Here is a 25,171-nt window from a genome sequence, read left to right on the forward strand (position 1 = left end):
ACGCGCCGCAGGCACCGCTGCCCGCCTGACGCGGCAATCGCCCCTTGCGCCTCACCGAGCAGAGCCTATAACCCCCAAGATTTTCTCTGCCTTGGGGGTCTGGCCATGCCGAAAAGAACCGATATCAATTCCATCATGATCATCGGCGCGGGGCCAATCATTATCGGCCAGGCGTGCGAATTCGACTATTCCGGCGCCCAGGCCTGCAAGGCGCTGCGCGAGGAAGGGTATCGGGTGATTCTCGTCAACTCGAACCCGGCCACCATCATGACCGACCCGGAACTGGCCGATGCCACCTATATCGAGCCGATCACCCCGGAGATCGTCGCCCGCATCATCGAGAAGGAACGCCCCGACGCGCTTCTGCCCACCATGGGCGGACAGACCGGGCTGAACACCGCCCTTGCGGTCGAGGAAATGGGTGTTCTCAAGAAATTCGGCGTCGAGATGATCGGCGCCACCCGCGAAGCCATCGAAATGGCCGAAGACCGCAAGCTGTTCCGCGAGGCGATGGACCGTCTGGGCATCGAGAACCCCAAGGCCACCATCGTCACGGCACCCGTCAAGAACGGCAAGAAGGACCTGGCCGCCGGTGTCGGCCTGGCCATCGACGCGCTGGAGGAGATCGGCCTGCCCGCCATCATCCGCCCGGCCTTCACCATGGGCGGCACCGGCGGCGGCGTGGCCTACAACCGCGAGGAATACGAATATTACTGCCGCTCGGGCATGGATGCCTCGCCCGTCGGGCAGATCCTTGTCGATGAATCGCTGCTGGGCTGGAAGGAATACGAGATGGAGGTGGTGCGCGACCGCGCCGACAACGCCATCATCGTCTGCTCCATCGAAAACGTCGATCCCATGGGTGTGCATACCGGCGATTCGATCACCGTTGCCCCCGCGCTGACCCTGACCGACAAGGAATATCAGGCCATGCGCTCGGCCTCGATTGCGGTTCTGCGCGAAATCGGCGTGGAAACCGGCGGATCGAACGTGCAGTGGGCCGTGAACCCCGCCGATGGCCGCATGGTGGTGATCGAGATGAACCCCCGGGTGTCGCGTTCATCCGCGCTGGCGTCCAAGGCCACCGGTTTCCCGATTGCCAAGATCGCCGCGAAACTCGCCGTCGGCTATACGCTGGACGAGCTGGACAACGACATCACCAAGGTGACGCCCGCCAGTTTCGAACCGACCATCGATTATGTCGTCACCAAGATCCCGCGCTTTGCCTTCGAGAAATTCCCGGGCTCCGAGCCGCTTCTTTCGACCGCGATGAAATCGGTGGGCGAGGCGATGGCGATCGGCCGCACGATCCACGAATCGCTGCAAAAGGCGCTGGCCTCGCTTGAAACCGGCCTGACCGGGTTTGACGAGATCGAGATCCCCGGCGCCCCCGACGTGGCCAGCATCACCGCCGCCCTGTCGCGCCAGACACCCGACCGGATGCGCACCATCGCCCAGGCCATGCGCCACGGGCTGAGCAACGACGAGTTGCACTCGATCACCAAGTTCGACCCCTGGTTCCTGGACCGCATCCGCGAAATCGTGGACACCGAAGAGCGGCTGCGTCGCGACGGCCTGCCCGTGACCGAAGAAGGTTTGCGCGCGATCAAGATGATGGGCTTCACCGATGCCCGCCTGGCCACCCTGACGGGCCGCGACGAAGACCAGGTGCGCCGCGCGCGCCACAACCTGAACGTCAAGGCCGTGTTCAAGCGGATCGACACCTGCGCCGCCGAGTTCGAGGCCCAGACGCCCTACATGTATTCCACCTACGAATCGCCGGTCATGGGCGAAGTGGAATGCGAGGCGCGCCCAAGCGACCGCAAGAAGGTGGTGATCCTGGGCGGCGGGCCCAACCGGATCGGCCAGGGGATCGAGTTCGACTATTGCTGTTGTCATGCCTGCTATGCCCTGTCGGCGACGGGCTATGAAACCATCATGATCAACTGCAACCCCGAAACGGTCAGCACCGATTACGACACGTCAGACCGGCTCTATTTCGAGCCGCTGACCATGGAACACGTGATGGAGGTTCTGCGGGTCGAGCAGGAGAAGGGCACCCTGCATGGCGTAATCGTACAATTTGGCGGCCAGACTCCCCTGAAACTGGCCAATGCCTTGCAGGATGCAGGCATTCCCATTCTCGGGACGACCCCCGACGCCATCGACCTGGCCGAGGACCGCGAGAGGTTCCAGGCCATGCTGAACGAGCTGGGCCTGAAGCAGCCGGTCAACGGCATTGCCCGTTCCGACGCCGAGGCGATGGAGATCGCCAAGGCGGTCGGCTATCCGCTGGTGATCCGCCCCTCCTACGTTCTGGGCGGCCGCGCCATGGAGATCGTGCGCGACGATGCGCACCTGGCCCGCTACATCCGCGATGCCGTGGTGGTCAGCGGCGATACGCCTGTTCTGCTCGACAGCTACCTGGCCGGCGCGGTCGAGGTGGACGTGGATTGCCTCTGTGATGGCAAAAACGTGCATGTGGCCGGGGTGATGCAGCACATCGAAGAGGCCGGCGTGCACTCGGGCGACAGCGCATGTTCCCTGCCGCCCTACACCCTGTCCGACGAACTGATTGCAGAAATGGAACAACAGACGGCGGCGATGGCCCTGAAACTGGGCGTTGTCGGGTTGATGAATGTTCAATTCGCGATAAAGGACGGCACGATCTATGTGCTTGAGGTGAACCCCCGCGCGTCGCGCACCGTGCCCTTCGTGGCCAAGGCCACCGACAGCGCCATCGCCAGCATCGCCGCCCGCCTGATGGCCGGCGAACCGCTGTCCAACTTCCCCCTGCGCGCGCCCTACCCCGATGGCACCGGCCCCGACGACACGCTGCCCTATGCCGACCCCATGACGCTGGCCGATCCGGCCATGCCCTGGTATTCGGTGAAAGAGGCGGTGCTGCCCTTCGCGCGCTTCCCCGGTGTCGATACCCTGCTTGGGCCCGAGATGCGCTCGACCGGCGAGGTGATGGGCTGGGATCGTTCCTTCCCGCGCGCCTTCCTCAAGGCGCAGATGGGCGCGGGCGTGGTGCTGCCCTCCTCGGGTATAGCCTTCCTGTCAATCAAGGACGCCGACAAGACCGATCAGTTCGTCGAAACCGCCCGCATCCTTCTGGACTGCGGCATGACGCTGACCGCCACCAAGGGCACCGCCAGGTTCCTGCGCGACAACGGCATCGAAACCGGCGAGGTGAACAAGGTCTATGAAGGCGGGCGCACCGTGGTCGACATCATGAAGGACGGTGAAATCGCCCTGGTGATGAACACCACCGAAGGCGCGCGCGCCGTCGATGACAGCCGCGCCATGCGCAACGTCGCGCTGATGGACAAGATCCCCTATTTCACCACCCTCGCTGCCTCCCACGCCGTGGCCCTGGCCATGCAGGCCCGCGAAGAGGGCGAGCTGGGGGTCAGGGCCCTGCAGGGCTAAGCGACCGACAAGCAAGCAGGATGGCGCAACGCAGCGCGCCATCCTGACAACAGGTGGCAGACAATCTTGCCCCCTCTGCGCCGCTGGGCTAAGCCGCGCGGATGGCAAAGCTGTATTTCAATTTCTCGACGATGAACGCGGGTAAATCCACCCTGCTGCTTCAGGCCGCCCACAACTATCGCGAACGCGGCATGGTGCCCTATCTGCTGACTGCGCAGCTTGACACGCGCGCCGGCGAGGGGCGGATTTCATCGCGCATCGGGATAGGCGAAACCGCCGATACCTTTGCCGAGACCGACGATCTTTTCGCCAGGCTCAAAACGCGCCAGGCGGGCGGACCCGTGGCCTGCACCTTCGTGGACGAGGCGCAGTTCCTCACGCCGGCCCAGGTCTGGCAACTGGCCCGCGCGGCCGACGATCTGCGGATTCCGGTGATGTGCTATGGCCTGCGCGTCGATTTCCAGGGGCAGCTTTTCCCCGGGTCCGCCACGCTGATGGCGATCGCCGACCAGATCCGCGAGGTGCGCACCATCTGCCATTGCGGGCGCAAGGCCACCATGGTCATCCGCCAGGACGAGGCCGGCCGCCCCCTGAAAGAAGGCGCACAGGTGCAGATCGGCGGCAACGAAACCTATGTCTCGCTTTGCCGCCGCCACTGGCGCGATGCCATGGGCGATCCTTACTGACCCGTCACACCGGGTTGGGCAGGTCGCGCCCGTCGAAGAAGGCCACCAGGTTGTCGACGGCCATCATCCCCATGGCGGTGCGCACCTCTTCGGTGGCGGTGCCGAGGTGGGGCAGCAGGGTGACGTTCTCCATGGCTGTCAGCGCCTCGGGCACCTCTGGTTCAAACTCGTAAACATCCAGCCCGGCCCCCGCGATGGCACCCGCCTTCAGCGCCGCGATCAGCGCCGCCTCGTCCACGATATCGCCCCGCGCGATGTTGACGAAAACCGCCGTGGGCTTCATCGCCGCGAAGACGTCGGCATTGATCATGTGCCAGGTTTCCGGCGTGGCGGGAAGCGCCGCGATCAGGACATCGGCTTGCCCCGCAACTTCGGCCGGGGTGGCAAGCTGACGTGCCGGAACCCCGGCATCCTGCACCTGCGAGCGGTTGTGGAACACCACATCCATTCCAAAGCCGAAATGGCAACGCCGCGCGATGGCCTTGCCGATCCGCCCCATGCCCAGAATACCCACCGTCTTGCCGCTGACGTGCTGACCCAGAAGCTGGGTGGGGTGCCAGCCGCCCCAGTGGCCCGCGCGCAGCATCCGCTCGCCCTCGCCCGCACGGCGGCAGGTCATCAGCATCAGCGTCATGGCGATATCGGCGGTGGCATCGGTGACGGCACCGGGGGTGTTGGACACGGCAATGCCCGCCGCCTTTGCCGCCGCCACGTCGATATGGTTGTAGCCGACACCGAAATTCGCCAGCAGGCGGCACCGTATTTCACCCCGGAAAGCGTCTTCGCTCAGTCGATCGCCCAGCGTGGGCAGGATGGCGTCATACTGCGTCATCGCCTCGGCGAGTTCATCGGCGGACATGGGGGTGGTGTCATCGCGCAGGGTCACATCGAACCGGGCGCGGGCGGCCTTCAGCACCGGGTCAGGCAGGCGGCGGGTGATCAGAAGCCGCGGCATCAGAACAGCCTCCCGCCGACGGGCACGTCCTGATCGGGGCGCAGCAGCACCACCTCGCCTTCCTCGTCGGGAACGCCCAGCACCAGAACTTCGGACATCACCTTGCCGATCTGGCGGGGCGGGAAATTCACCACCGCCATCACCTGCCGCCCGATCAGCGCCTCGGGGGTGTAGTGTTTCGTGATCTGGGCCGAGCTTTTCTTTTCCCCCAACTCGTCACCGAAATCGACCCAAAGCTTGATCGCGGGCTTGCGCGCCTCGGGGTAGGGTTCGGCGCGGGTGATGACGCCAACCCGGATATCGACCTTCAGAAAATCGTCAAAGCCGATCATTTGCCCAGTTCCCGCGACCGGTCGGCCGCCGCCTTCACGGCCCGGGTCAGCAGCGCCGGAAAGCCTCTGTCGGCGTCCATCAGCACCTCAAGCGCGGCGGCGGTCGTCCCCTGGGGCGAGGTGACGTTCACACGCAACTGGCCCGGGTCTTCGTCAGACTCCTCGGCCAGGGCGCCGGCCCCGGCGACCGTTGCCTTGGCCAGTTGCATCGCCAGGTCTTCGGGCAGGCCCTGCGCAACACCGGCGGCGACCAGGGTTTCGATCAGGTGGAACACATAGGCCGGGCCCGATCCGGAAACCCCGGTCACCGCGTCCATCTGCGCTTCGCTTTCCAGGCGCACAACCTGCCCCACCGCCGACAGCAGCGATTCCGCGAGGTCCATGCCCGGGGCCCCCGCGCCGTTGGGCACGATTGCCGTGATCCCCCGGCCCACGGCGGCCGGGGTGTTGGGCATGGCGCGGATCACCGGGGTCTGCCCGCCCAGAACGCTTTCGTAATAGGCGATCGAGGTGCCCGCCGCGACCGACAGGAACAGGGTTTCGCCATTGCCCATCGCGGCAAGGCTGGGCAGGGCATCCGCCATCATCTGCGGCTTGACCGCCACCAGTACGATGGCCGGTGCGGCGGGCAGGTCGGCGTTCAGGTTCAGCCCCTCGATCCCGCGCAGCCAGTCCGACGGCTTGGGGTCGATCACCCATACCGACCCGGCGGGCAAACCACCCTTCAGCCAGCCCTGCAACATCGCCGATCCCATCTTGCCACAGCCCAGAAGAACCAGCCCGCGGTCGCGTACGTCGTTCATATCCATCACAACACTCCTTGGTCGCGGCGCAGCCTAATGCGCCACGCCCCAAGGTAAAGCGGGATTTCGGCGGGTCACGACCCCGATTGCAGGGGCGGGCGGTCGCGCATCCAGGATGTCATGCGCAACCGGATCAGCGCATCAAGGTGATAACTGCGGTATTCCACCCCCACCATCTGGGCCGCGGTGCGGATGCGCAGTTCGTATTGCCCTTCGCGCCCGTCGGTGTCGATCATGGCGATGATCGGTGTCTTCCCGGTCAGGGAAGCGGCAAAAAGCGCCTGTTGCAGCGAATCCAGGGAAGACCGCTTGTCCATCCCCACCTCGACCACCTGGGTCGCGGTTTCGCAATCCACGCGGATGCGGTGCAGGTCATAGCCCACCGAATAGCCATGGCTCACCTCGGTTTCGCCCCCAAGGACGAAGGAGCACAGGATCGCGGCGATTTCGGTTTCATAGGGCATCCCTTCGGATAGCCCAAAAAACGAGACCTGTTAACCTTTTGTTAACTTTTCGGTTAATCAGGCCCGACCATAGGCCTCGGCGATGGCGACCTGCATGGCATCCTCGGGCGTGCGATCCCCCCAGGCCACCAGTTGGAACGCCGGATAGAACCGTTCAGCCGCCAGAACCGCCGCCTTGATCAGGGTGTCGATCTGCTCGGGGCCGGCCATCTGCCCCCCGGCCAGCACCAGACCATAGCGGTAGACCATCAGCTTCTGCGCCTGCCAGAAGGTGAAGGCCCCCGCCCAGCAATGATCGTTGGTGGCGTTCAACACCTCGTAAAGCTGGGGCAGCCGGTCGTCGGGCGGCTCCATCTCGAAGGTGCAGATCAGGCGCAGGGTTTCGTCATAGCCCGACCAGGCCAGCGTGATCGAATAGGTCCGCCACTGCCCTTCGACCGCCATCGCGATCTGGTCGTCGCCGACGCGGTCAAACTCCCAGGCGTGATGTTCAGCGAGGGTTTCGACGATATCGATAGGATGAAGATCCTCGGATTCGAAGTACTGCTCTGCTAGCGACATTTGAGCCTCGTGTTTTGTTATCGCCATGTGCGGGGGATTGCCCCACCACAGCTTGCTGTTTTGCCTAAGTCCGGCGGTGCCTGTATGCCGAGCTTACCAGATATGGTGTGGCCAAGGGAATCACCTGTAAAGGCTTTTGTTGGGGATAAGGCGCCGCAACCGTGGATAAATGCCGCAGAATTGTAGCGCGACAGCAGGTTTTGCAGTGTGAGACAGCAGATTTTGCAGTATTTCAACTTTTCTGACTGCCACCGGAACGCCGGGGCTTTCAAACCCTCTTCAAGCGAGGAGCCTTAAAGAGGGTTTGAACGGTCTAGGCCAGTCCGTACTTGAACAGCAATTTGTCGTTGACTGCGGCGAGGGATGCTTCGTTTCCAGGCGCGGAAAGATCAGCGCTGAACAGCAACTGATCGCCGATGTAGCCGCCGAAGGTGCCGAAGAGACCCACCGACGTCTGACCCATCGCCCCGAACGCGGCAGCATTGGCGACGCGGACACCGTTCCGCCAGAGGCTGTACCCCATGGCCAAGCTGAAGGTAGCCATCACCACCACGATCTGGTCGGAATACTGACTGGCATCGCCATGGGTAACGACCTCGGTTTCGAGGCGCCCTTTCCAGATCTTGAAAGTCCCGCTCGGATTCCATCCGATGTTGGGAGCCAGCAGGTCGGGCGTACCGGACGGCACTGCTGGGCGCGGGGCAACGATTTGCTGGGGTTCGGCTCGGGCGTCCATGTAGTGGGCCGAGACAAAGGTCCAGGCTTCGGCGGTGAACCCCGGCGCGAAGGTGTGGTCCGAGATCGTGCCCGCCGCCGGGCATCGAATTGATGGGATCGAAGTTCCCGGCATGGCTGCAATCGTGGGGAAAACACTTGCGCCTGGCACTGGCGAGGTGTCGTTGTCCGGATCGGCACGGTTCACGATCCCCCCATTGCTCTTGAGATAGGCCAATCCGCCCGAGAGATACATCGTCAGGCTGGGAATGCGGGCGACGCGGGCAGAGCGCCGGTCGTTTTCCACCCTGGGCAATCCGACGGCCTTGTCCAGCCTAAGCCCCTTCATCGTCATGCAGTTGATCATGTGGTTACCTCTATACGTTGATGGACCGCCCAGTTGTCCAGGCGGCGGTGGTCGTAGCGCGATTTGCGCAAGTCGCCCGCGCTGTCGCGAATGTTGCCGCGCGGGATCGCGTCGGCGATGCGCGGGCTTGTCTGCCCCGACAGGGCAAAATCCACCCTTTCGGAGCCAGAAGGGGGCACACTGGCCAGCGTCAGTTCGACCTGACCTGTGCCGTCCAGTCCGGTGTCGGTGATGGTAACTGCAGTCACGCCAATCTCGGTTTCCGTTCCATCGTCGGAGAAATATCGAAACCCCTTGTTGGAGTTGCGGTCGGGCACTTGAACCGTATCGATCGCCAAGGGGCCGACGGGCACGTGATAGTCGATCGTAACCGTGGTGCCGCTGCGAACGGCACCCGTTGCCTTCAGGGGGGTGAAGGACCCGCCACCCCACTTCACAGAGGCGATTGCCTCTGCAAGGTGCTCTCCAACCAAGTGATAGCCGGGGCCATCAAGATGGAGGAAATCACCACTGAACGGCGCCGGGTAGCTCGGGGCGACCAGATGAATGTGATCGTTCAACGCAGCTACGCGGACCATTTCGGTAACACTGCGCACGTTTGCACCGCCGCCGATGTGACTGGAGGGCTGGGTGATCAAAAACGGTACATCCGCCACCTGCCCCGTCACTTCCTTGGCATCGGTGTTCAGGTGACTTTGCAACGTGACAAGATCGTCGCCGTAGGTCCCATTGGCCGCGTCTGCCTCACCGTGAATAAACAGGATGGCATCGAGAACTACCCGCCACCCCTGCGCCTCTGCGAGAGACTTGATCCGGGCCATAGCCGCCAGAAGGTTGGCATATGGCACCGAACCGCGCCCCAGCCCTGAAATCGGCGTGCTGCCGACGCCCGCCGCAAACCACATCGATCGCCAGACCATCTCGTGATCGATCCGGGCAATACGCGTCAGGCTGCGCGCGGCCGCTTCGGCCACGGTCTCCCCGGCCACTCCCGCGCCTTGACCCAACTTGGCCAGCAATGGCTGAAATCCGGTAATGGTGGCCGGGTCCAGCGCGGCCGTTTCAACGAAGAGCGTCGGCAGCCCCATGCGAATGTCCATATTCGCTGCCCCGCCGGGCATCAGTGCGTCCTCGGGCCAGGCTGCAAAATCTGAGATCAACGGCGTACCGTTGCGTCCCGCTGAACCTGATTGACCATAGACACCAACGACGTGGAGCGTGTTGAAATCGCTCGGGATCAGATGGCCACTTCCGCGTGCACCGATCGCCGCCGTGTTGGCGTAGAGACCTGCCCGCCCACCGATTTGGACACTATAGGTGGTCAGCGATCGCGGTGCGCTGGCTTGCAATGTCTCGCCGGCGCGCAGCCGCGCGGTTTCTGCGCCATCCTCGCCCAGGCGCAGTGTGACACCATCTCCATCGAGCCAGGGCATCGGGTGGCGTGCATTGCCCGGCCAGACCTTTCCTCCTGTCCGTTCGACCAATTCCACGGCGCGGCCGTCTTCGTCGCTTTCGAGCGAAGCGAAGTGCGCCGCAGTGCCTGTCAGCATCGTTTCGCCAGTATGGCGGGAACGCGCCACCATCTCGCCGTCCGCCTCGAAACCCAGCACCAGGTTGCCAACCTCATCGGCCAATCCCCCACGCAGGTCCGTATCGACAGCCGCCAGCGGCTCACCCAGATGTCGGGACTGGGCAATCAGTTCGGCGTCCTCTTCAAACCCCAGAACGACTGCGCCGTTTTCGTCGGCAAGACCGCCCCGCAAGCGGGCGTCCACACCGGCAAGCCGTTCACCCATGTGGCGGGACTGGGCGAAAAGTTCTCCGTCCTCACCGAAGCCCAGCGCGACGGCGCCATCCCCGGCGGCCAAGGCGGCGTGAATGCCCTCAGGGTTGGCTCCGTCGATGGCGACCTTCCCTTGATCCGGCGCAGCTTCTTCGGATTCGAAAAGTCGGGCAGCGACCCCGTGTATCGCTAGTGGGCCGATCACGACACCCGCATCATTGGCCAGGAGCAGTACGATAGCGCCGGTTACCGCCTGGGCCCGCACAGTGGCCAGCGCCATCTCGCTCACAGTCCAGTTGGCCCCCGGACCCTGTGCGGTATCAATGACCAAGGCGCGTCCGGGCGCCAGATCGCCCAGAGGCCGGTCGGCGACCGGCCGTTCCCCGGCCCCGCCGTCCAGCAGACCCAAACTGCTCCACCCCACGACGTAACGGGCTCCGGCCCCTGTGCCCCGCCGTGCGACGATCACACTCGGTGCGCCTTCGTCGCGTGCACCTGGTGCCGCCAGATCCCAACGCGCCAGACGCACTTGTTCGTCGGCACTATCCAATCGAGCACCGAGGGAATTGTCGGCGCTCATGCGATCGACCACTTCGTCGGTGAGGTCATCACGCAGATCCACCAGGTCGGCGCCCCCGAGTACCCTGTCGGTGATGTCTTCCCAGACAATCTCGGCAACACCGGTCACGCCACCCGAGCCGTATGTCTGCACGAAGGGCGTACAATAGACCGCAGTGGCCGGAACCACATACTCCACCCCCGGCGCATCGGCATCACGGGAAACAATGATGGAGACGCTGAGGCCACCATCGGCCACTTTCGGGTCGGCCCAGGTCTTTCGGGTTACGGTGCTGACAGTGGCAAAATTGCCGTTCAGAGACCGCAATTTAACCAGCACCGCGTCGCCGGTCACGTCGTCAGTATCGGCGAGCCGCCGAATGGTCACACGCAGGCGGTACACCCGGCCGGCGAGCACCTTGAATGGTCGGCGCGGGGCCACAATCCCCGATCCCGCCACTTGCCATATCCGACCAAGTTCGCTGTCCACGACTGCCTGGCCGTTGTCCAGCGGGGGGCGATCCTCGGCGGGACCGGTCAACGTCGCTGAAAAAAGCTCGGGGGCATCGCCGGGATATGACCCTTCCGGAAGGGCGATCCGATCCAATCGTCGGGTCAAAGCACCGTCCCCTGCAGCCCGTGCTGCCGCTTCGGTGGCATCGGCAGCTGCCAACGTCTGCTCAGTCATCTGCGCGCGGTTCGTCTCATCCAGAATATCCTGGGCAAGCGCCGTATCGGCCGCCGCCCGATCAGCCGCTTCGGTAGCATTAGCCGCCGCCAGCCCCTGTTCGGCAGATGTCGCCCGGCTCGATTCATTCGCGAGGTCCTGCGCCAAGGCCGCATCAGCCGCCACGCGTGCCGTCGCCTCTGTGGCCAGATCCGCTGTCAGGGCCTGTTCCGCAGCGGTGGCCCGACTTGCTTCATTCGCGACGTCCTGCGCCAGGGCTGCATTCTCCGCCGCGCGCACCGTCGCCTCCGTAGCCAGATCGGCCGTCAGGACCTGTTCAGCAGCGGTGGCCCGACTCGTTTCGTTCGCCACGTCCTGCGCCAGGGCCGAATCGCCGGCCGCACGCGCTGTCGCCTCTGCCCCGAGGTCCGCCGCCACGGCCGAAATGCCGGAACCTCCGATCCGGACCCAGCGTTCCCAAGCCGCGTTCCACGAATAGCGCCCGGCGTTCGCAACGCTGGCGCCATCGTACCCCGTGGCACTGGCTTCAGGATGTGTGCCCGTATCTGCCTCCAGAACTTCGCCGCCCGCCCCCTCAGCTGCGCCGGTCGTACCAGAAAGATCGGCCCATGTTGCCCGCACCACCTGACCCGAAGTGACCTGCGCCTCAATCTGAGCCAAGGCGGCCGCGATAGGGCCGTCGGCGGCCATCTGTTGCGCCAGATCGCCAACTCCCACGATCCGTGTCGATCCGTCGCGGTGTCCAAGAATATCGTCAAGCGCGGAAGTTGTCGGAAGATCGGGAGATTTCACGCCGGCATCGGCCATGGCAACAGTCCTTCAGTAGGGAAATGTGTCATCGGATCACCACCCGAATGGCAGTGGTCGTCGGGCCAGCCTGGCCCTCGTCGTTCAAAGGTTCGAACCAGTAGTCGTAAGCGCCGGCGTCGACGCAGGCGGCCGTTTCCTCGAACAGCACCACGTCATCGAGCGATCCGTCGAAGTCCGAACTAGCTACAAATTGCAGTTCAGTCGGGCTGGCCGGGGCGATCAGGCGTTCGGCGAACGTTCCGTCGGCGACGCGGGACACGCCCTCGCTTGTCGTCGCACCGATCAGCCGAGGTGTGAGATCGCCCGCCGTCCGCCCCAGAATGCGCCAGGAAAGTCTGTAGGTGCGTCCTGCAACAAGGGCTGTTTCCTGGCCCAATTCTCCGGCAGCACCGGCAGCATGGGTTGCCTGCCCACCGGCCAGGGTCCATCCCGTTCCGGCATCCCAGTCGCCCGTGCCGGCCATCTCACCATCGGAGATCAAGGTCGTCCGAGTGCCATCGCCATCCACCAGTGCAAAGGTCCCACCGGACTGGACCGAGATCGGCGCTCCGACGCCATGGATGTCCCGGTCGAGGGTAACACCGGCGGCGGCGCGGTATATCTGGATCGACGACAGAGCCGCATCGGAAGGAAGGCCAGCCACGATCTGTGCTGAGCCGAGCCCCCCGCTTATCGATATCGACGCTGTTTCCAGCGCTCCAGGAAGGGCCGGATCACCCGCACCGACCACCAGGGCAAGTACGGCGCTCCACGGCCCGGCCGTGCCGTCGTTGCCGATCGCCCGACACCGGAGTTCGATGGCCTCGCCCGGAACATATGCCTTGATCTCCACTCCAGCCTGGGCGGCCGGAATCGCGATGGCCGTCCATGTCGGTGCACCGGCCAGGCGATGTTCGAGCGAATAGCCGCTGACGGTCGCGCGGGAGCCTGGACCGGGTGCAACGGTGACCGATACACCGCCCGGCGCATCGGTATCGAGGAAGCCTGCGATGCGCACGAACAGTGGCGCAGCCGGAACCACCGGTGGAATGCTGACCGGTGCGCCGACCCGTCCATCCCAGGTGGGTGGTGTCTCCGCGTCGGTCAGTTCGTCGATCTCGGGTGCAGCATCAATCATCAGAACCCGTCCAGAAAAGCCTTCCCCAGGTTCGATCCCGCGCACGCGCAACGCCCGGCTTTCGGTGTTCAGCGGGCCCAAGTGCACGGCATCGCCAAGGTTCGGCAAAGGCCCTTCTCCGACGAGGCGCACGGCCCGCGAAACATCAGGCCCCGAAGCGATCCTGCGCAGAACGGAGGCACCGATATCTTCTCCATCGGACGGTCCGCGAAACCGCAGCCCGTATTCGGTTTCGGGCGCGCGGATCAACTCGCTGTCCAGTTCCACAAGCTGACCCCGCACAGATGTGACCCGGGCGGCGATCTGCGCATGATCCAGAACATCGAAGCTGCCCATCACCAGATCGCCGCGTGTCACGATGCGCGACGCGCCGTCCTGGATCGCAGAGAACCTATCGGGGCGGTGGATCAGCTCGTACATCCGCCGGCGGGTTTCGCGCCAAACCTCGTCGGGATCGGTTTTTCCCGGAAGGTCCAGCGCTTCGGTCAGCCCGACTGGCCCGGTATGGCCGGGCCAGGGCACAACCCGCTCCGCCGGCGCGTGATCGGCCGTCTCATCCAGAAACCGGACCCGCAAGGCGTCGGGTGGATCGAAGTACGCGCGCGACCAGGTAAAATCGCTGGCGTTGCGTGGAGAGATGTGGTCGATCACGACATCCTGGGGCCGGTCGATCACTACACCCCACCGGCGCCCGTCATGATGAGGCGTCGCCCGCCCGGCGGCACAGATCGCCGAGAGCATTTCGCCAAGGCTCTCCGAGGTATCGTGAATTCGGTCGTACTTGAGCCCCTTCCCCTCGCACCAATTGTACCAGTCGGCCACCCCGTCCCAGTCGATTTCGGTCGTCGGAACGGGATAGGGATTCGACGCGCCAGTCAGCGCCGCCAGATATGCGGAAGCCGGATTACGCCCGTAGCCTGGCAGCCAGGCCACCCCCGAGCGCAGGGGCATTTCACGCTCGACCAACGCATTGAAGGAGTCCAGCGTGCCATTCAGCTGATAGGTTGCCCGGATACGCAGAGCGACAAGGGCCACCGGCTTGTCCAGAGCAATGGGATACTCGGGACGTATCGACTGCAACGCGGTCAGGACCGTGCGGTCAGATGTCTGGGTCGAGGTGGTTTCCGGGGTCATTCGGGTAATCTCCACCTGCCAACGACCACGAACCGGCGGCGTCCAACGATGCACCCGCACGAAGGCCTCGCGCTTTGCCGCCCGCACATCCAGCTCGGCAATGTCCTCCCAGGCGCCAGCGCCATCTTGACGCGCGCGGATGCGCAGCGTCACCGAAACCGACTGGGTCCGTCCCTTCTTGTCGATATTGAACAGGCCGGATGGGAAGCCGATCAGCACCGCAATCTCGGAGGTGCCTGTCGCGGTCCAGCGGCGAACCGGCGTTTCGATGGCCGGTTCATCGTCAAGCACCTCGCCTGCAGCATCACGGGGGAAAGGGCGTACAAGATCGACGCCATGGCTCTCCTCAATCACTTGCCTATGGTAGAGCGTCACCGGGAGATCGCCCGCACGGCCCTCGCGCAGTTCGAAGTCGACGTCCTCGTAGTCATTCAATGACGTGTCGCCCAATCGCAGATCACTGATCCGAAGCGGTCCGTATCCGAAACAGAACAGCGCCCGAACGTATTGCACGTCGCCGTCGATCTCGGTCCAGGATGTCGCGGCGAACGGCGGGGCATAGCGGTGCCGACCGAAAGCGCAAGGGATTGGATCGCCCCGACGGATGTCATTGCGCCAGCTCGAAATGGTATAGACGTTGCGGCTCTTCTCCTCGCTTGGCGGCGGGATCAGGGCCGAAAGAAGCAGATTGCCCGCAAGGGTCAGCCCGATTGTCGCAAGTCCCTCGGCCAAGGCACCCTTGAAACCGAAGAACCCCGCAAGGGGCGCAGCAAAGGCGCTCGCTGCGACAGTGATGGCGATGGACAGGATCGTGCGCAGAGCATCGTCACCAGGCACCACGCGCACCAGAACCCTGACACCGGGACGGGGACGCACATGGCTCCAAAGCGGTGTCGGAACCGCCCACACCCGATCGCCAAGCGACAAGGTCACACGAACCCGTTCCGTACAGGCCAGCCCGGGCAGGACCGCCAGGACCAGCTCGCTCACAGTTGCCCCGGCAGGCAACGTGGTTTCAATGCGCCCCTGACCGGGATCCAGCATCGGCGCGGTGATCACGCTCAGCGCACCATTCACGGCCTGCCCTCCAGATCCGCATGGCGGAAGCTCGCCACATAGCGGCGGGACCAACGCGGATCGTCCAGTCGGACGACCCGGGCCTGCTGTCCTTGATCCATGTGAAGCATCCGCACGGCGTCGACAGCTATTGCCACATGGCTGTCGTGCAGACCGTTGCGAAGCAGATGCAGATCGAAGGCAGCTGGGGCGCTGACCCGACGCCAGGTCCCTGCCTCGGTCGCTGCCCCGATCAGAGCCGATATCTCGGCCCGCTCTGAAACGCAGGCATAGCTCTCACCGTAACCGGGCAATTCGATCCCCAGTTCACGGCCATAGACCAGGCGGGCCAGTCCCCAACAGTCGCAGCCGTCCAGGTCCCGCCCCCGGTTCCGGAAGGGAAGTCCGATGTACCGCGCCGACCAGTTCATGGGAACAACCCCGGAAAGCGATCCTTGGTGAATCGGTCCATGGGGACGCTCTCGTCCTCTATAGGCGCGCGAGAAATGGACAAGGAAACCTCGGCAGCGTTGCCTTCGACCTCCACGATGCGCAGCCCGCGATACTCGACCTCGACAAGGTCGGGCGAGGTTGCCAGGACCACCGCCATGTGGACCACGGGACGGTCGATGAAGCTGCGCAGGAGCTGCCCGGTTTCCGCATTGCCGGCATCCACCACGATGGTAGCGGCAGCCGGCGCGTCTTCCAGATCGCCCGGCACCTCGGCCGAGGCAACGACGAACAGATGCGGCGTGGGGCCGCCCTCGCCGCTCATCCATGTCGATCGGGTGCCGTAGACCAGAGGATCGGTCGAAAGCCGCTCCGTCGGGTCGCTGGACAGCCGAAGCGGCGCGGACAAGGCTGGGTGTTCGATGTGCAGCAAAAGCACCTCGACGGCCTCGGTGGTTGCCGCATCCCGCGCGGTCCGAGCGTTGAGCGACACGCGCCTCATGGCAGCACCGTCACGCCGAACGCCAACTCGAATTGGGTGCCGCGGATCGTTTCCACCGGCGGCTCCTCGCCAAACAGGCAGAGCCAGCGCGCACCAAGAAGGAGAGGCGTTCCGTCGGCGGTCAGGAGCGGCGTGCCGGCGTCGCTCAGCAGTGGCCAGCCATCGGTGGTGGGATCTGGCATCCAGAACGGCAAGGTGCCGTCACCCACCATTTCAAAGAAGCGATCGAACACTGCCTTTCCAGATCGGGGAACAAGGATCGAAAGGGAGACAGCCCGGGTGCGCGCCGAAAACCGGCGCCGGTAGCCCGGTACGCCGCCAGCCGTCCGACGCACACGTGTGTCGATGACCTGCGCTTGCCAGGTGCCGCGCGCCGGGTGAGGCAGGTCCGAGGGCCAAACCGGTATCATCGATAAGTCCCCTTGGGGCGAACACCGTAGGCCTGGGTCAGCGCCCGACGCGCACCGCCCCCTCGGGTGGTCATCGCGCCACCCACCCGATCCGCCAGGATCAGGCGCATCTGGCGCTGCCCGTCGGCCCCGACTTCTTCGCGAGCCTCACCTTCAACAGGCGTAGCACCCCGGTTCTCGATCACGATCCGCATCTGGGCGTCCCCATGGGACGAGCCAGCCGAACTTCCGACCCCGACATGCCCACCGCGCGCAAAGCGCGGTATGGCGCCGGCATTGATCCTTTCCAGCAACTGACGGTTGGCGGCGGTGGCTTTGGCGTTGACCACGAACTCTCCGTTGGACAACCAGGCCGCGACCTGATCGTCGCGCGGCCCGCCCGGCCCGTGGATCATGCCGCCATCCGCCTTTGCGACCGGTGCCGGGGTTGCCGACTTGCCGCCGAAGGCGCCGATGATTGCCTTTCCGATCGTGCCGAGGACACCGCCAGAGCCACCGCCCAGCAGATCTGCCAACGGGCCCTCACCCAGCAAAATGGCCTGAAGAACCATATCCTCCAGCCGCCCAAGCAGCCGTTCAAAGGTAGCATCCAGTTCGTCGCCGCCCTTTGAAAGACCCTTAAACAGGTCGTAACCAGCCTGTTTGAATTCCTCCAGGCGCGCGCTCGCAGCTTCCATCGCGCGCTCTTCCTCGTGGGTCACGGCGATCAATTCGCCGATGCGGTCCTTCTGGTCCGCCGTCGCGCCGGCCAGGGTCTCGCGGTGTGCCAGAAGCTCTTTCTGCACTGGATCCAGCTCGCGCAGTACGGCGAGCTCCGCTTCCAGTTTTTCGATCAGTGCCGCGGCGGCGTCTCGCTCGTCCGCAGCACCGCCACCCCGACCGCCGCCGCCTCGCCGGGTGCGAGGAGGACGCAGACTGCGAAACGTGCCTTCCCCGGATGAGAACTGTTCGAGAATGCCGCCCGGGGCATTGAGGTCACGGCTTGTCTGACCGCTGCGCGCGGCCACGACCGCGGCGTCGGGCCCGCCGTTTGTCGCTGTTCGCAATTCTGCGACGCCTGTGTCAGCGATGGCGCGCGCCACCGACAAGGCAACGCCAAGACGCTGTGCCAGCGCGAAAGCGTTGTCGACCGCTCCAGCAATATTCGACGCGATATCGACCTTCGCCAGCGCATCGGCATTTTCGAAGGCCGCGCGCAGTTCGTCCTTCAGGGCCTCGGACACATCCAGGCCCGACAGCTGCTGCTCGAAGGCCCGACGCTCGGCTGCGGCGCGAAGTTCGGCCACTTCCGCGCTATCCGCACCGTGCCGGGCGATGGCAGCCTGTATATCGCCCTGCTCATACAGGTTCGCCAACAAATCCTGCGCACTGGCGTGTTGTGCGTCGCTTTCGACGCGACTTCGCGCCATCAGTCCATATTGCTCGGCCAAAGCCGCGGTCCGGTCGCCTGCCAGCGCCCGATCTATGCCCGCCTGGATCTCGCGCGTTCGCGCCATTTCGCCGTAGATCGACGCCTGGCGCTCAATCTCTCGCGTACTGGACGATGTCGCGGCTTCAATCTCCCTGAGGCGAAGTAGAACCTCAGCGAGCTTGGCAATGTATGCGTCTTCCTGTGTCGTCCGCCCGCCTCGCAAATCGGCCAACGCAACACTTTGATCGTAGAGCCTTTCAGCCGCCGCTATCTGGGCTTCGAGGCCTTCCGCATCACGCAAGTTCTTTTCATAGAAATTTGCCGTTGCAGCAGCATCCCTTTCCTTCTTCCGACTTGACCGGAGACCATAGCGATCACGAATTTCCGAGATGTGGCCACCTTGGCCCGCGCCTGGACTGGTCACGCTGGCAATCAGCTGACCAACATCGCCACCTAAAATATTCCGTTTCTCGATGGCTTCCAATTCTCGAAGAAATCGGCGTGCAGCCTCAGCGCCTTTCCCGAACATCTGCTCAAGTTCGACCGTCGGAAGCATAGCCTTACTGGCGACGTCCTTGTACGTTTCAAGACCGTCAGCGAGAGCAGATAGTGCATCCTCAAGCGACTCTGCCTCGTCCCCGGAGTCAGTCAGCCAGCCCACCATCGCGGCCCCGGCGGCGATCGACCCGATGGTGATCAGGCTGACGGGGTTCAGCATGCCCAGCAAAGCGCCGCCCAGGGCCTTGACCGCGCCCGCGGCACCCATCGGCCCGATGACCTGCGTGATTTGAGTGCCTTGTTGAAGCGCCAGGGTCAGCGGGTTCTGACCGGCCGCCATCATCACCCCGATGTCGTTGAACTGCGCAACCAGATTGCCGATAGAACCCGCGGCTGCCGTGTTCGCTGCACCAAGCCGCTGTGCTGATGCCCCCGTCGCAAGGTACTGGGCCTCGGCCAGCGCCAGAGTACGGTTTGCCTGGGCCTGCGTCACGGCACCGGACGACACGGCACGATTCACCGTTTCCACTGCCGCCTCGTAGCGCTTGCTTGCGGCATAGACCGGATCGATCGCCTGACGCAGTTCGCTATATGCCTGGCTCTCCCGGGCCAGCGTCGCAGCCGTCTGCATGGCGGCGCGCTCGCGCGCGCGGGCGGCAGCATCGTGCCGCCGCGCAACCTCGGCCTCGACGGTTCCCATGCGTTCGACCGACTGGGCGGTCGCCGTGGCCGAGGATCCGAGGGCGTCAGTTCCCGCGGCAGCGGCCTTGCCGCTCGTCCTGAGATCATCGGCGGCCTTGCTGGCTTCCTTCACCGCTTTGGCCACTTTTGCGGTCTCTGCGATGGCGCGGGCCGCATTCGCCTCAATCAACAGGTGCAGGCCGATTGTGCTCATTTCAGTTTCCGTTCAATACCTCAAGGGCGCCCAGTTCGATCCCGCGGACCTCCTCCCAGAGGTCCGGCGTCATGACGATTCCCGCCAGTTCCAGGCCAGCGCGAACCGCGCCGTGATCGAGGCCCATCCAGATCAGCCCGCCCATGCCCAGCGTGGCGACGCGCCATTGTCCCGAAACAGCCTCGAAAGCCCGCAGTGCCGCCAGGTGGCAGGACCACGGGGCACAGGGCCGGCGCGCCGCTCCCAGCTCTGTCGGATCGAGCGCGAGGCCGAGCACTGCGATGTCGCTGGCTATCTCGTCCCTTGCCTTGTCCCCGCCACCCAGATCGCCCCTGGCCCAGGCGCGACCCAGGTCAGTCAGTTTCCCGCCTTGGCTTTGCCCAGTGCACGGATGTACCCGTTCACCATCGCCTGGCGGATATAGAGCAATCCGAACAGTCGATCGCGCAGATGGTCCCCCCAGGCGATCGACTGGCCCGTCTCGTCCGCCACGTCGTCCACGCGCACCACCACCCGGGTCAGCAATTCGATACAGCCTTCGGGTGTACGGATATCGTAGTCGGACAGCTCGTGTGACGGCAGGACGCGGAAGCGGACCTTCAGGCCACGTTCCTCGTACCCGCCGTCGACGGGCACCATGACAGGAATGGCGTGGGTGAATTCGGGGTTGTCGATCAAGGTGAACATGTTGGCTCCGATCAGGTAAGGGTAAGGGTCCACTGGTCGTCTCGTGCGACCGGGAGGGGAGAGAGGCGCAACGGCCATTCCAGGAGGTTCTGGGGCATTTCCAGCCCCTGCGGTCGCTGCATCTGCGCCTTGGGCACTGACAGCGTCGCGATATTGCCCGCGGTCTTTCCATGGGTCAGCACCAGGGCGACATCATCCTGGGCAAGCGCCCGGGCATAGGGGTCGAAAATGTTCAGTGGCAGCGCCTCGACGGTAACCTCGAGCGTTTCCGCACGATCCGGGATCAACACGCTCTCGCTGTTGATAAGGAATCGCGTTTCGACCTGATTGCCCAGATCGAGCGCACAGCTGCGCGCCACCATATCGATAGCGTCCAGAGTGAAGGTCGGCGAGTTGCGATCCTCGAAGGCCAATGGCTTCTGGAAGGACGACAGGTCCGGTTCAATGCGGTTTTCCTCGGCCGGCTCCGTGAACAGCCCCGTGAACGTGAAGGTGAGATAGGGGATCGTCTGGACCGAAAGTTCGATCTTGCAAGTGCCACGTGCGCCACGCAGTACGTACCGCGTGCCCTCCATCTGGAAGTAGATCGTCGCACTCTCGTGCCCGTCGGTCCGTGGCGCGTAAGACACCGAGGTATCATCCACTATCGTTTCGGCCACGGCGCAGGCACGCAGCAACGGCCCCCAGGCCGGAGCGGTTCCCGCCTCGCCGGAACCTGCCAGTTCCACTTTGAACGTCATCCTGGCATGCAGCCCGGTCGGGATCGTGCCTGTGTTGCCCAGATGGGGCAATTCGAGATCGCGGTCGATGTCCTCGCCCTCCATGGGCGACAGCTCGATCGAGGATGCCAGCACTCCGTTCACGGCCAGCGGAGCGGGGTCTGTCCCATAGGTATCCTCGATCTTGAAGAGAAGGATCTTCGTTTTCGCGCGGATCGGCATGTCAGAGGTCCTCTGTCTGGGAAATGGAGAAAGGCAGCGTCGTCACGGCTGGATCCGCAACTGATCGGAAATGGAAAATTCGAGCTGGTAGACCACAGCACCGGATGCCGCGCTGATCACCCGGCCCGAAACGACGCGGAAGACACCGACCTGATCCGACGGAGCCCAGCCCGCGACGGCCTCGACGACCGAGCGCACGAGGGTGTCGAACTCGCGCAGGGCTAAGCGGCCAGTCGGGGTATTGTCGCGCACGACCAGGACCACTCCGACCATCTCGCTCAGCATCTGGGTGAATGCACCGGCACCCGCATCCTCGGGTCCGCCACGCAATCCTGTCGGCAGAACGAAGGCCGCCGGCGTATGCTGGGGGAGTGCGTTCTTGCGGATCATCTCGCTGAGCTGGAGTGCCGTTTCGACACGTCCGGCGAGAGAGGCGACGCGGGTTTCGATCCGCTCAACCGTCGGCGCAACCAGCATCAGATGAACCCCTTTAGGTTCTGCGCCGTCAGGGGACGTTCGCGGTCGGTCATCCGCGCACCCGACCCGCCGGTCTCGCTCACCTCGACACCGGCCACCGACAGGCGCACGACCCCCGAGGCGATATCGCGCAGGGTGCGGAGCGCGTCCTTGTAATCCGCTTCGATCTTGGGATCGGGCGCGTAGACATGCAACTTGTAGATCGCGATCGACTGGGCCAGATCGGCAATCAGCGGCGGAGTTTCGGCCAGCGGCAGGACATAGCGGTCCTTCAGATAACCGTCGATTGCGGCATCGGTATCGGCCAGGGCACGGTCGATCACATCCGTGTCGATGGTATCCGTCACGACCTCACCCCGGTCGGTCAGCTGCACCAGCAGCCGGCTGCCAAACCGGTCGGTCAGGTTATCGAGTGTGGCATAGCTCATCGGTCGGTCCTTGAAAGGGTGCGGGATTTCACCGGATGCGGGGTGCGTCACGCCCCTCTGAAGCCACGGTTCGCCGGGCAACCCCTCGCGTCCCGGTCACGCGCCGGGCCGCCTACTCGGTCTGCACCGGGGGCGGGATCTGGTTTTTACCCGTTTTTCCCTCCGGCTCGCGATCGACCTTTCGCTCAGGTATTCTCGTCGTCGAGGGCGCCGCGCATGTTCACGAAGGACACCGCAAGTTCGGGATCGTCCGAGATGGCCGTGATCTCGTCCTCGCCCAGGTCGGACAGAAACAGCTGCACTGGCTCGGTCGCAAAATGCCGCCCGGCCCGCCAGCGTCCCTTTCGGGGCCCCTTCACAACCATGAACGGCGCCGCCTCGTCCGGCATGGTCGCTGTGGATTTGTCATCGGTGTCGCTCTTCGCAGCACTTGCAGCCTTGGCCATCGTCTCTCTCCGGTCTGTTTGGTGAGGGGGCGGCGCACCGCCCCCCTGCAAAACAGACCCAGATCAGGCCAGCCAGGGCACCACGAGCAACTCGGCCGTGCCTTTCCACTCGTTGGTTTCGCCGCCGGCGGCATACTCGGAGTTCAGCAGCTTGCGCGCGGCACTTTCCATCGACGGCGGCACCACCAGCAGGTTCGGCACCAGACCGAGCGGGCGCCCATAGTCGCCCTTCATGCCGGACAGGGCGGCGCGGGCAGAGGCGTAATTGTCGGCGTTCAGGGTCTGCTTGGATCCCCATGCCATCTGCCAGAATCCGAAGCCGACGTTCCACCGCCCATCGACACCGTAGAGGTACTGCTTGAGATTGAAGACGTTCGCATCGGTCGCCTTGTCCATCGCAACGAAAGTTGCCTTCTCACGCTCCTGATGCAGGATCGGCTTCAGCGAGCGGTTGGTACACATCAGGTACCACGGCGCACCGGCCCCGCCATCAGTGTTGGCGACGGTACCCATCGTCCCATTCTCAAGAATGACCGGATGGTCGGTGTCGAAATAGTTCTGCCCGTCATAGCAGGGCGTCGTGAAGCCGGCCTTCAGCAGGTTCCAGACAAGGATATCGGGATGTGCCGTGACGCTTTCGCCCATCTCCACGAACATCGGGTCGTAGATCCCGAGGTTGTCATCCTTGATGTCGTTGCGATCGACACCGATGGTGAGCTCGAAATCCTTGTTCTTCACCGAATAGTCGTGTTCGGCGATGCCCTGGATGGCACGCGGGCCGATCCATTCGCGCATGTTGGGCATCTTGCCCAACCAGCCGTAACGGTTCTCGCCCGTGGTCGACCGGACGGTGGTGGCAACCCGGCCGTACTGGGTCTGCGCTTGGCCGAGGCCGCGCTTGTAGGCGGCATTGAAGCCGACGCGAATGGCGTCGAGGGTCGCGGTATTGATGATCATGGTGCGGTTCCTTACGCGGTGGCGGCGAGGGTCAGCGCTTCGTCGAAGCGTACCCAGACCCCGATGTCGTCGACATGGTCGACGATGCCGGCGGGCGAACGCGCGCTGGAGCCGTCGGTTTTGGCAACGGTCTGGTCATCGACGACGAAGCAGACATCCCCGGTCTGGGCGAAGGTGATTTCATCGGCCCCGCCGGAGTTGGCAAAGCGGAACACGCCGGGGCGGTATTTGGCGTTGATCGCGCCGTTGGCACCCGATCCGTTGTCGAAATCATCGACCGCGCAGCCGACCCCGACGAGGCCGGTGGCGACGACGCCTTTGACGAGGTATCCGGCGGCATTTCGGCAGACGAGCGCGCCCGTAAAGATCACCTGCGATGCGGCAACCTTGCCTTCGCGATCCTCACCCAGGGCCTCGGGCGTGACGCGCCCTTTTACAAGTGCGGCCATCAGGCGTCCTCCCCTTCATTCTGCGCTTTCAACTCGGCGGCGTAGTCCTCCGCGCTCATCCCCAACTGACGGGCAACGTCGAGCTGTTCGGCATTGAGACTGATCTTGCCGTCCTTGGCAGCGGGGGGCAGCGCAGTGATCGACGAGCCGGTCAGAACGGGCATCGCGCCGAGCAGTTCGACAGTCCCCGCCGGATCCTTCATGTGCATGGCGATGTAGCGATCGCGCAGGGGCTTCACGCCGACCCGGCCAAGTTTGATCTGGCCATCCACGAAGGTTTCGGCGGCGTTGCGCGCACCGGTTTCCTTGATGGTGTTCAGCTCGGTGGTGAGGGTTGTCAGTTCGGCCTGAAGCGCCGTGATCTCCGCAGGCGCGGCATCCGGCGACTTGAAGGTTTTCGCCGCCGCCAGGATCGCGGCACCGTCCGCATCGGCCGCAAGGCCAAGCGCCGTCCCGATCTCCACCAGCTGCGCCTGGGCAGCGGTGGTTTCGCCCCCGCCCATCTTCTTCTTCAGGGCCGCGCGGGCCTGATCCTCGGTGGCGTCATCCGCCAAGCCGAGCATATCTGCGAGCCACTTGGGCACCATGTCGTATTCCTCTGCATGAAGCGCGCGCAAACCGCGCAGGTTGGGATGATTGACCAGGCTGGCATTCGCCAGGCGGGTGATCTTCTTGTTTTCGTCGTGGATGACGACCGGCGAGATGCCCTTGTAGGCACGCCCCTTCACCAGGCGCGCGCCCTCCTCGGTCCACTCGACCCGGCCCCACAGCCCATCCGCGCGTTCCTGCATCTCGGACACCCAACCCATGGCATCGGACCGCCCGCCCTTCGGGGCCGAGTGGTACGTCGCGTGATTGATGTCGATTTCGAAGGCGTCGGTTTCGGAGAAGGTCGCCGCAATGATCTCGGCCATCGGCGCCAAGGTGTAGGGGCCGCGCTTGTCACCGGTCTGTACGAGACCATCCGCCGGGGCGGGAAGCAGGTGGATCCACTCGGGTGGGCTGCCGGCGGGACCGTCGAGCGGTACCGGGATGGCAGCCATCATGGCGGTATGGAGACGGGATGTGCTCATGGGGCGAATATCGGAAAAACGCCCCGGCGCGACTACGCACAACGGTTTGCCGGAGGGTCGCCGCCCGTGGTCCAAGGATGCGGG

Annotated in this window: 23 protein-coding genes; 2 read left to right on the top strand and 21 right to left on the bottom strand. The window is 64.3% G+C overall.

All coding sequences use genetic code 11. The features are described 5' to 3' along the window. Positions 1 to 105: 105 nt before the first annotated feature. Positions 106 to 3,435 carry a carbamoyl-phosphate synthase large subunit gene (carB, locus tag H7828_RS03180; RefSeq protein ID WP_226779489.1) on the top strand — a complete coding sequence of 1,110 codons (3,330 nt, stop codon included), beginning with the start codon at positions 106 to 108 and terminating at the stop codon, positions 3,433 to 3,435. A gap of 101 nt (positions 3,436 to 3,536) precedes the next feature. Next, complete coding sequence (locus H7828_RS03185; protein WP_226779490.1) at positions 3,537 to 4,121, top strand: thymidine kinase; 585 nt, start codon at positions 3,537 to 3,539, stop codon at positions 4,119 to 4,121. A 4-nt stretch (positions 4,122 to 4,125) separates the two neighbouring features. On the opposite strand, the gene H7828_RS03190 is transcribed toward H7828_RS03185, so the two are convergent. The 21 genes from H7828_RS03190 to H7828_RS03290 all read right to left on the bottom strand — a co-directional run bounded on the left by H7828_RS03190 (position 4,126) and on the right by H7828_RS03290 (position 25,087). Further along, positions 4,126 to 5,076, bottom strand: a complete 951-nt coding sequence (locus H7828_RS03190) for a 2-hydroxyacid dehydrogenase (RefSeq protein ID WP_226779491.1) — start codon at positions 5,074 to 5,076, stop codon at positions 4,126 to 4,128. Beyond that, positions 5,076 to 5,408: a tRNA-binding protein gene (locus H7828_RS03195; RefSeq protein WP_226779492.1), complete on the bottom strand. Its 333-nt coding sequence runs from the start codon at positions 5,406 to 5,408 to the stop codon at positions 5,076 to 5,078. Before H7828_RS03195 ends, H7828_RS03190 begins: the two co-directional genes overlap by 1 nt. Beyond that, on the bottom strand, positions 5,405 to 6,217 hold the full coding sequence (gene proC / locus H7828_RS03200) for a pyrroline-5-carboxylate reductase (RefSeq protein WP_226779493.1): 813 nt from the start codon (positions 6,215 to 6,217) through the stop codon (positions 5,405 to 5,407). Before proC ends, H7828_RS03195 begins: the two co-directional genes overlap by 4 nt. Positions 6,218 to 6,285: 68 nt before the next feature. Next, positions 6,286 to 6,675: a hypothetical protein gene (locus tag H7828_RS03205; RefSeq protein ID WP_226779494.1), complete on the bottom strand. Its 390-nt coding sequence runs from the start codon at positions 6,673 to 6,675 to the stop codon at positions 6,286 to 6,288. Between the two features lie 57 nt (positions 6,676 to 6,732). Continuing rightward, positions 6,733 to 7,236, bottom strand: coding sequence for a type III secretion system chaperone family protein (locus H7828_RS03210; RefSeq protein WP_226779495.1), 504 nt, complete (start codon positions 7,234 to 7,236; stop codon positions 6,733 to 6,735). 313 nt (positions 7,237 to 7,549) lie between these two features. Next, complete coding sequence (locus tag H7828_RS03215; RefSeq protein ID WP_226779497.1) at positions 7,550 to 8,317, bottom strand: hypothetical protein; 768 nt, start codon at positions 8,315 to 8,317, stop codon at positions 7,550 to 7,552. Beyond that, a complete protein-coding gene (locus H7828_RS03220) occupies positions 8,314 to 12,153 on the bottom strand; it encodes a sialate O-acetylesterase (protein WP_226779498.1) in 3,840 nt (1,279 codons plus the stop codon). Before H7828_RS03220 ends, H7828_RS03215 begins: the two co-directional genes overlap by 4 nt. A gap of 28 nt (positions 12,154 to 12,181) precedes the next feature. Continuing rightward, positions 12,182 to 15,484, bottom strand: a complete 3,303-nt coding sequence (locus H7828_RS03225; RefSeq protein ID WP_226779499.1) for a TipJ family phage tail tip protein — start codon at positions 15,482 to 15,484, stop codon at positions 12,182 to 12,184. Continuing rightward, complete coding sequence (locus tag H7828_RS03230; protein WP_226779501.1) at positions 15,481 to 15,894, bottom strand: C40 family peptidase; 414 nt, start codon at positions 15,892 to 15,894, stop codon at positions 15,481 to 15,483. Before H7828_RS03230 ends, H7828_RS03225 begins: the two co-directional genes overlap by 4 nt. Beyond that, entirely contained in the window at positions 15,891 to 16,415 is a 525-nt protein-coding gene (locus H7828_RS03235; RefSeq protein WP_226779503.1) for a hypothetical protein, read from the bottom strand. The genes H7828_RS03230 and H7828_RS03235 overlap by 4 nt, the downstream gene beginning before the upstream one ends. After that, positions 16,412 to 16,825 carry a hypothetical protein gene (locus tag H7828_RS03240; RefSeq protein ID WP_226779505.1) on the bottom strand — a complete coding sequence of 138 codons (414 nt, stop codon included), beginning with the start codon at positions 16,823 to 16,825 and terminating at the stop codon, positions 16,412 to 16,414. Before H7828_RS03240 ends, H7828_RS03235 begins: the two co-directional genes overlap by 4 nt. Further along, the gene (locus tag H7828_RS03245) at positions 16,822 to 19,629 is read right to left on the bottom strand and encodes a phage tail length tape measure family protein (RefSeq protein WP_226779507.1); all 2,808 of its coding nucleotides are present in this window, start codon (positions 19,627 to 19,629) and stop codon (positions 16,822 to 16,824) included. Before H7828_RS03245 ends, H7828_RS03240 begins: the two co-directional genes overlap by 4 nt. Before the next feature lies 1 nt (position 19,630). After that, positions 19,631 to 19,906 (bottom strand): DUF1799 domain-containing protein, encoded by a 276-nt coding sequence (locus H7828_RS22920; protein ID WP_226779508.1) that lies wholly within the window; start codon positions 19,904 to 19,906, stop codon positions 19,631 to 19,633. Between the two features lie 80 nt (positions 19,907 to 19,986). Then, positions 19,987 to 20,316: a hypothetical protein gene (locus tag H7828_RS03255; protein ID WP_226779509.1), complete on the bottom strand. Its 330-nt coding sequence runs from the start codon at positions 20,314 to 20,316 to the stop codon at positions 19,987 to 19,989. An 11-nt stretch (positions 20,317 to 20,327) separates the two neighbouring features. Then, positions 20,328 to 21,257: a phage tail tube protein gene (locus H7828_RS03260; protein ID WP_226779511.1), complete on the bottom strand. Its 930-nt coding sequence runs from the start codon at positions 21,255 to 21,257 to the stop codon at positions 20,328 to 20,330. A 42-nt stretch (positions 21,258 to 21,299) separates the two neighbouring features. Next, positions 21,300 to 21,734 carry a phage tail terminator protein gene (locus tag H7828_RS03265; RefSeq protein ID WP_226779512.1) on the bottom strand — a complete coding sequence of 145 codons (435 nt, stop codon included), beginning with the start codon at positions 21,732 to 21,734 and terminating at the stop codon, positions 21,300 to 21,302. Then, a complete protein-coding gene (locus H7828_RS03270) occupies positions 21,734 to 22,162 on the bottom strand; it encodes a gp436 family protein (protein ID WP_226779514.1) in 429 nt (142 codons plus the stop codon). The genes H7828_RS03265 and H7828_RS03270 overlap by 1 nt, the downstream gene beginning before the upstream one ends. A 185-nt stretch (positions 22,163 to 22,347) precedes the next feature. Next, entirely contained in the window at positions 22,348 to 22,608 is a 261-nt protein-coding gene (locus H7828_RS03275; protein ID WP_226779516.1) for a hypothetical protein, read from the bottom strand. A gap of 63 nt (positions 22,609 to 22,671) precedes the next feature. Beyond that, complete coding sequence (locus tag H7828_RS03280; RefSeq protein ID WP_226779518.1) at positions 22,672 to 23,565, bottom strand: Mu-like prophage major head subunit gpT family protein; 894 nt, start codon at positions 23,563 to 23,565, stop codon at positions 22,672 to 22,674. A gap of 11 nt (positions 23,566 to 23,576) precedes the next feature. Further along, a complete protein-coding gene (locus H7828_RS03285) occupies positions 23,577 to 24,014 on the bottom strand; it encodes a hypothetical protein (RefSeq protein ID WP_226779519.1) in 438 nt (145 codons plus the stop codon). Beyond that, positions 24,014 to 25,087, bottom strand: coding sequence for a phage protease (locus H7828_RS03290; protein ID WP_226779520.1), 1,074 nt, complete (start codon positions 25,085 to 25,087; stop codon positions 24,014 to 24,016). The genes H7828_RS03285 and H7828_RS03290 overlap by 1 nt, the downstream gene beginning before the upstream one ends. Positions 25,088 to 25,171: the final 84 nt, after the last annotated feature.

It is taken from the genome of Oceaniglobus trochenteri (assembly GCF_020529025.1).
Classification (GTDB): domain Bacteria; phylum Pseudomonadota; class Alphaproteobacteria; order Rhodobacterales; family Rhodobacteraceae; genus Oceaniglobus; species Oceaniglobus trochenteri.

Excerpts from the sequence above, each read along its gene's own strand:
- H7828_RS03280 (WP_226779518.1), bottom strand. The coding sequence starts at position 23,565 with ATGATCATCAATACCGCGACCCTCGACGCCATTCGCGTCGGCTTCAAT.
- carB (WP_226779489.1), top strand. The coding sequence starts at position 106 with ATGCCGAAAAGAACCGATATCAATTCCATCATGATCATCGGCGCGGGG.
- H7828_RS03245 (WP_226779507.1), bottom strand. The coding sequence starts at position 19,629 with ATGAGCACAATCGGCCTGCACCTGTTGATTGAGGCGAATGCGGCCCGC.
- H7828_RS03275 (WP_226779516.1), bottom strand. The coding sequence starts at position 22,608 with ATGGCCAAGGCTGCAAGTGCTGCGAAGAGCGACACCGATGACAAATCC.
- H7828_RS03240 (WP_226779505.1), bottom strand. The coding sequence starts at position 16,825 with ATGATACCGGTTTGGCCCTCGGACCTGCCTCACCCGGCGCGCGGCACC.
- H7828_RS03195 (WP_226779492.1), bottom strand. The coding sequence starts at position 5,408 with ATGATCGGCTTTGACGATTTTCTGAAGGTCGATATCCGGGTTGGCGTC.
- H7828_RS03190 (WP_226779491.1), bottom strand. The coding sequence starts at position 5,076 with ATGCCGCGGCTTCTGATCACCCGCCGCCTGCCTGACCCGGTGCTGAAG.
- H7828_RS03260 (WP_226779511.1), bottom strand. The coding sequence starts at position 21,257 with ATGCCGATCCGCGCGAAAACGAAGATCCTTCTCTTCAAGATCGAGGAT.
- H7828_RS03290 (WP_226779520.1), bottom strand. The coding sequence starts at position 25,087 with ATGAGCACATCCCGTCTCCATACCGCCATGATGGCTGCCATCCCGGTA.
- H7828_RS03270 (WP_226779514.1), bottom strand. The coding sequence starts at position 22,162 with ATGAGCTATGCCACACTCGATAACCTGACCGACCGGTTTGGCAGCCGG.
- H7828_RS03230 (WP_226779501.1), bottom strand. The coding sequence starts at position 15,894 with ATGAACTGGTCGGCGCGGTACATCGGACTTCCCTTCCGGAACCGGGGG.
- H7828_RS03185 (WP_226779490.1), top strand. The coding sequence starts at position 3,537 with ATGGCAAAGCTGTATTTCAATTTCTCGACGATGAACGCGGGTAAATCC.
- H7828_RS03235 (WP_226779503.1), bottom strand. The coding sequence starts at position 16,415 with ATGAGGCGCGTGTCGCTCAACGCTCGGACCGCGCGGGATGCGGCAACC.
- H7828_RS03210 (WP_226779495.1), bottom strand. The coding sequence starts at position 7,236 with ATGTCGCTAGCAGAGCAGTACTTCGAATCCGAGGATCTTCATCCTATC.
- H7828_RS03255 (WP_226779509.1), bottom strand. The coding sequence starts at position 20,316 with ATGTTCACCTTGATCGACAACCCCGAATTCACCCACGCCATTCCTGTC.
- H7828_RS03285 (WP_226779519.1), bottom strand. The coding sequence starts at position 24,014 with ATGGCCGCACTTGTAAAAGGGCGCGTCACGCCCGAGGCCCTGGGTGAG.
- H7828_RS03220 (WP_226779498.1), bottom strand. The coding sequence starts at position 12,153 with ATGGCCGATGCCGGCGTGAAATCTCCCGATCTTCCGACAACTTCCGCG.
- H7828_RS03205 (WP_226779494.1), bottom strand. The coding sequence starts at position 6,675 with ATGCCCTATGAAACCGAAATCGCCGCGATCCTGTGCTCCTTCGTCCTT.
- H7828_RS03265 (WP_226779512.1), bottom strand. The coding sequence starts at position 21,734 with ATGCTGGTTGCGCCGACGGTTGAGCGGATCGAAACCCGCGTCGCCTCT.
- H7828_RS03215 (WP_226779497.1), bottom strand. The coding sequence starts at position 8,317 with ATGATCAACTGCATGACGATGAAGGGGCTTAGGCTGGACAAGGCCGTC.
- proC (WP_226779493.1), bottom strand. The coding sequence starts at position 6,217 with ATGGATATGAACGACGTACGCGACCGCGGGCTGGTTCTTCTGGGCTGT.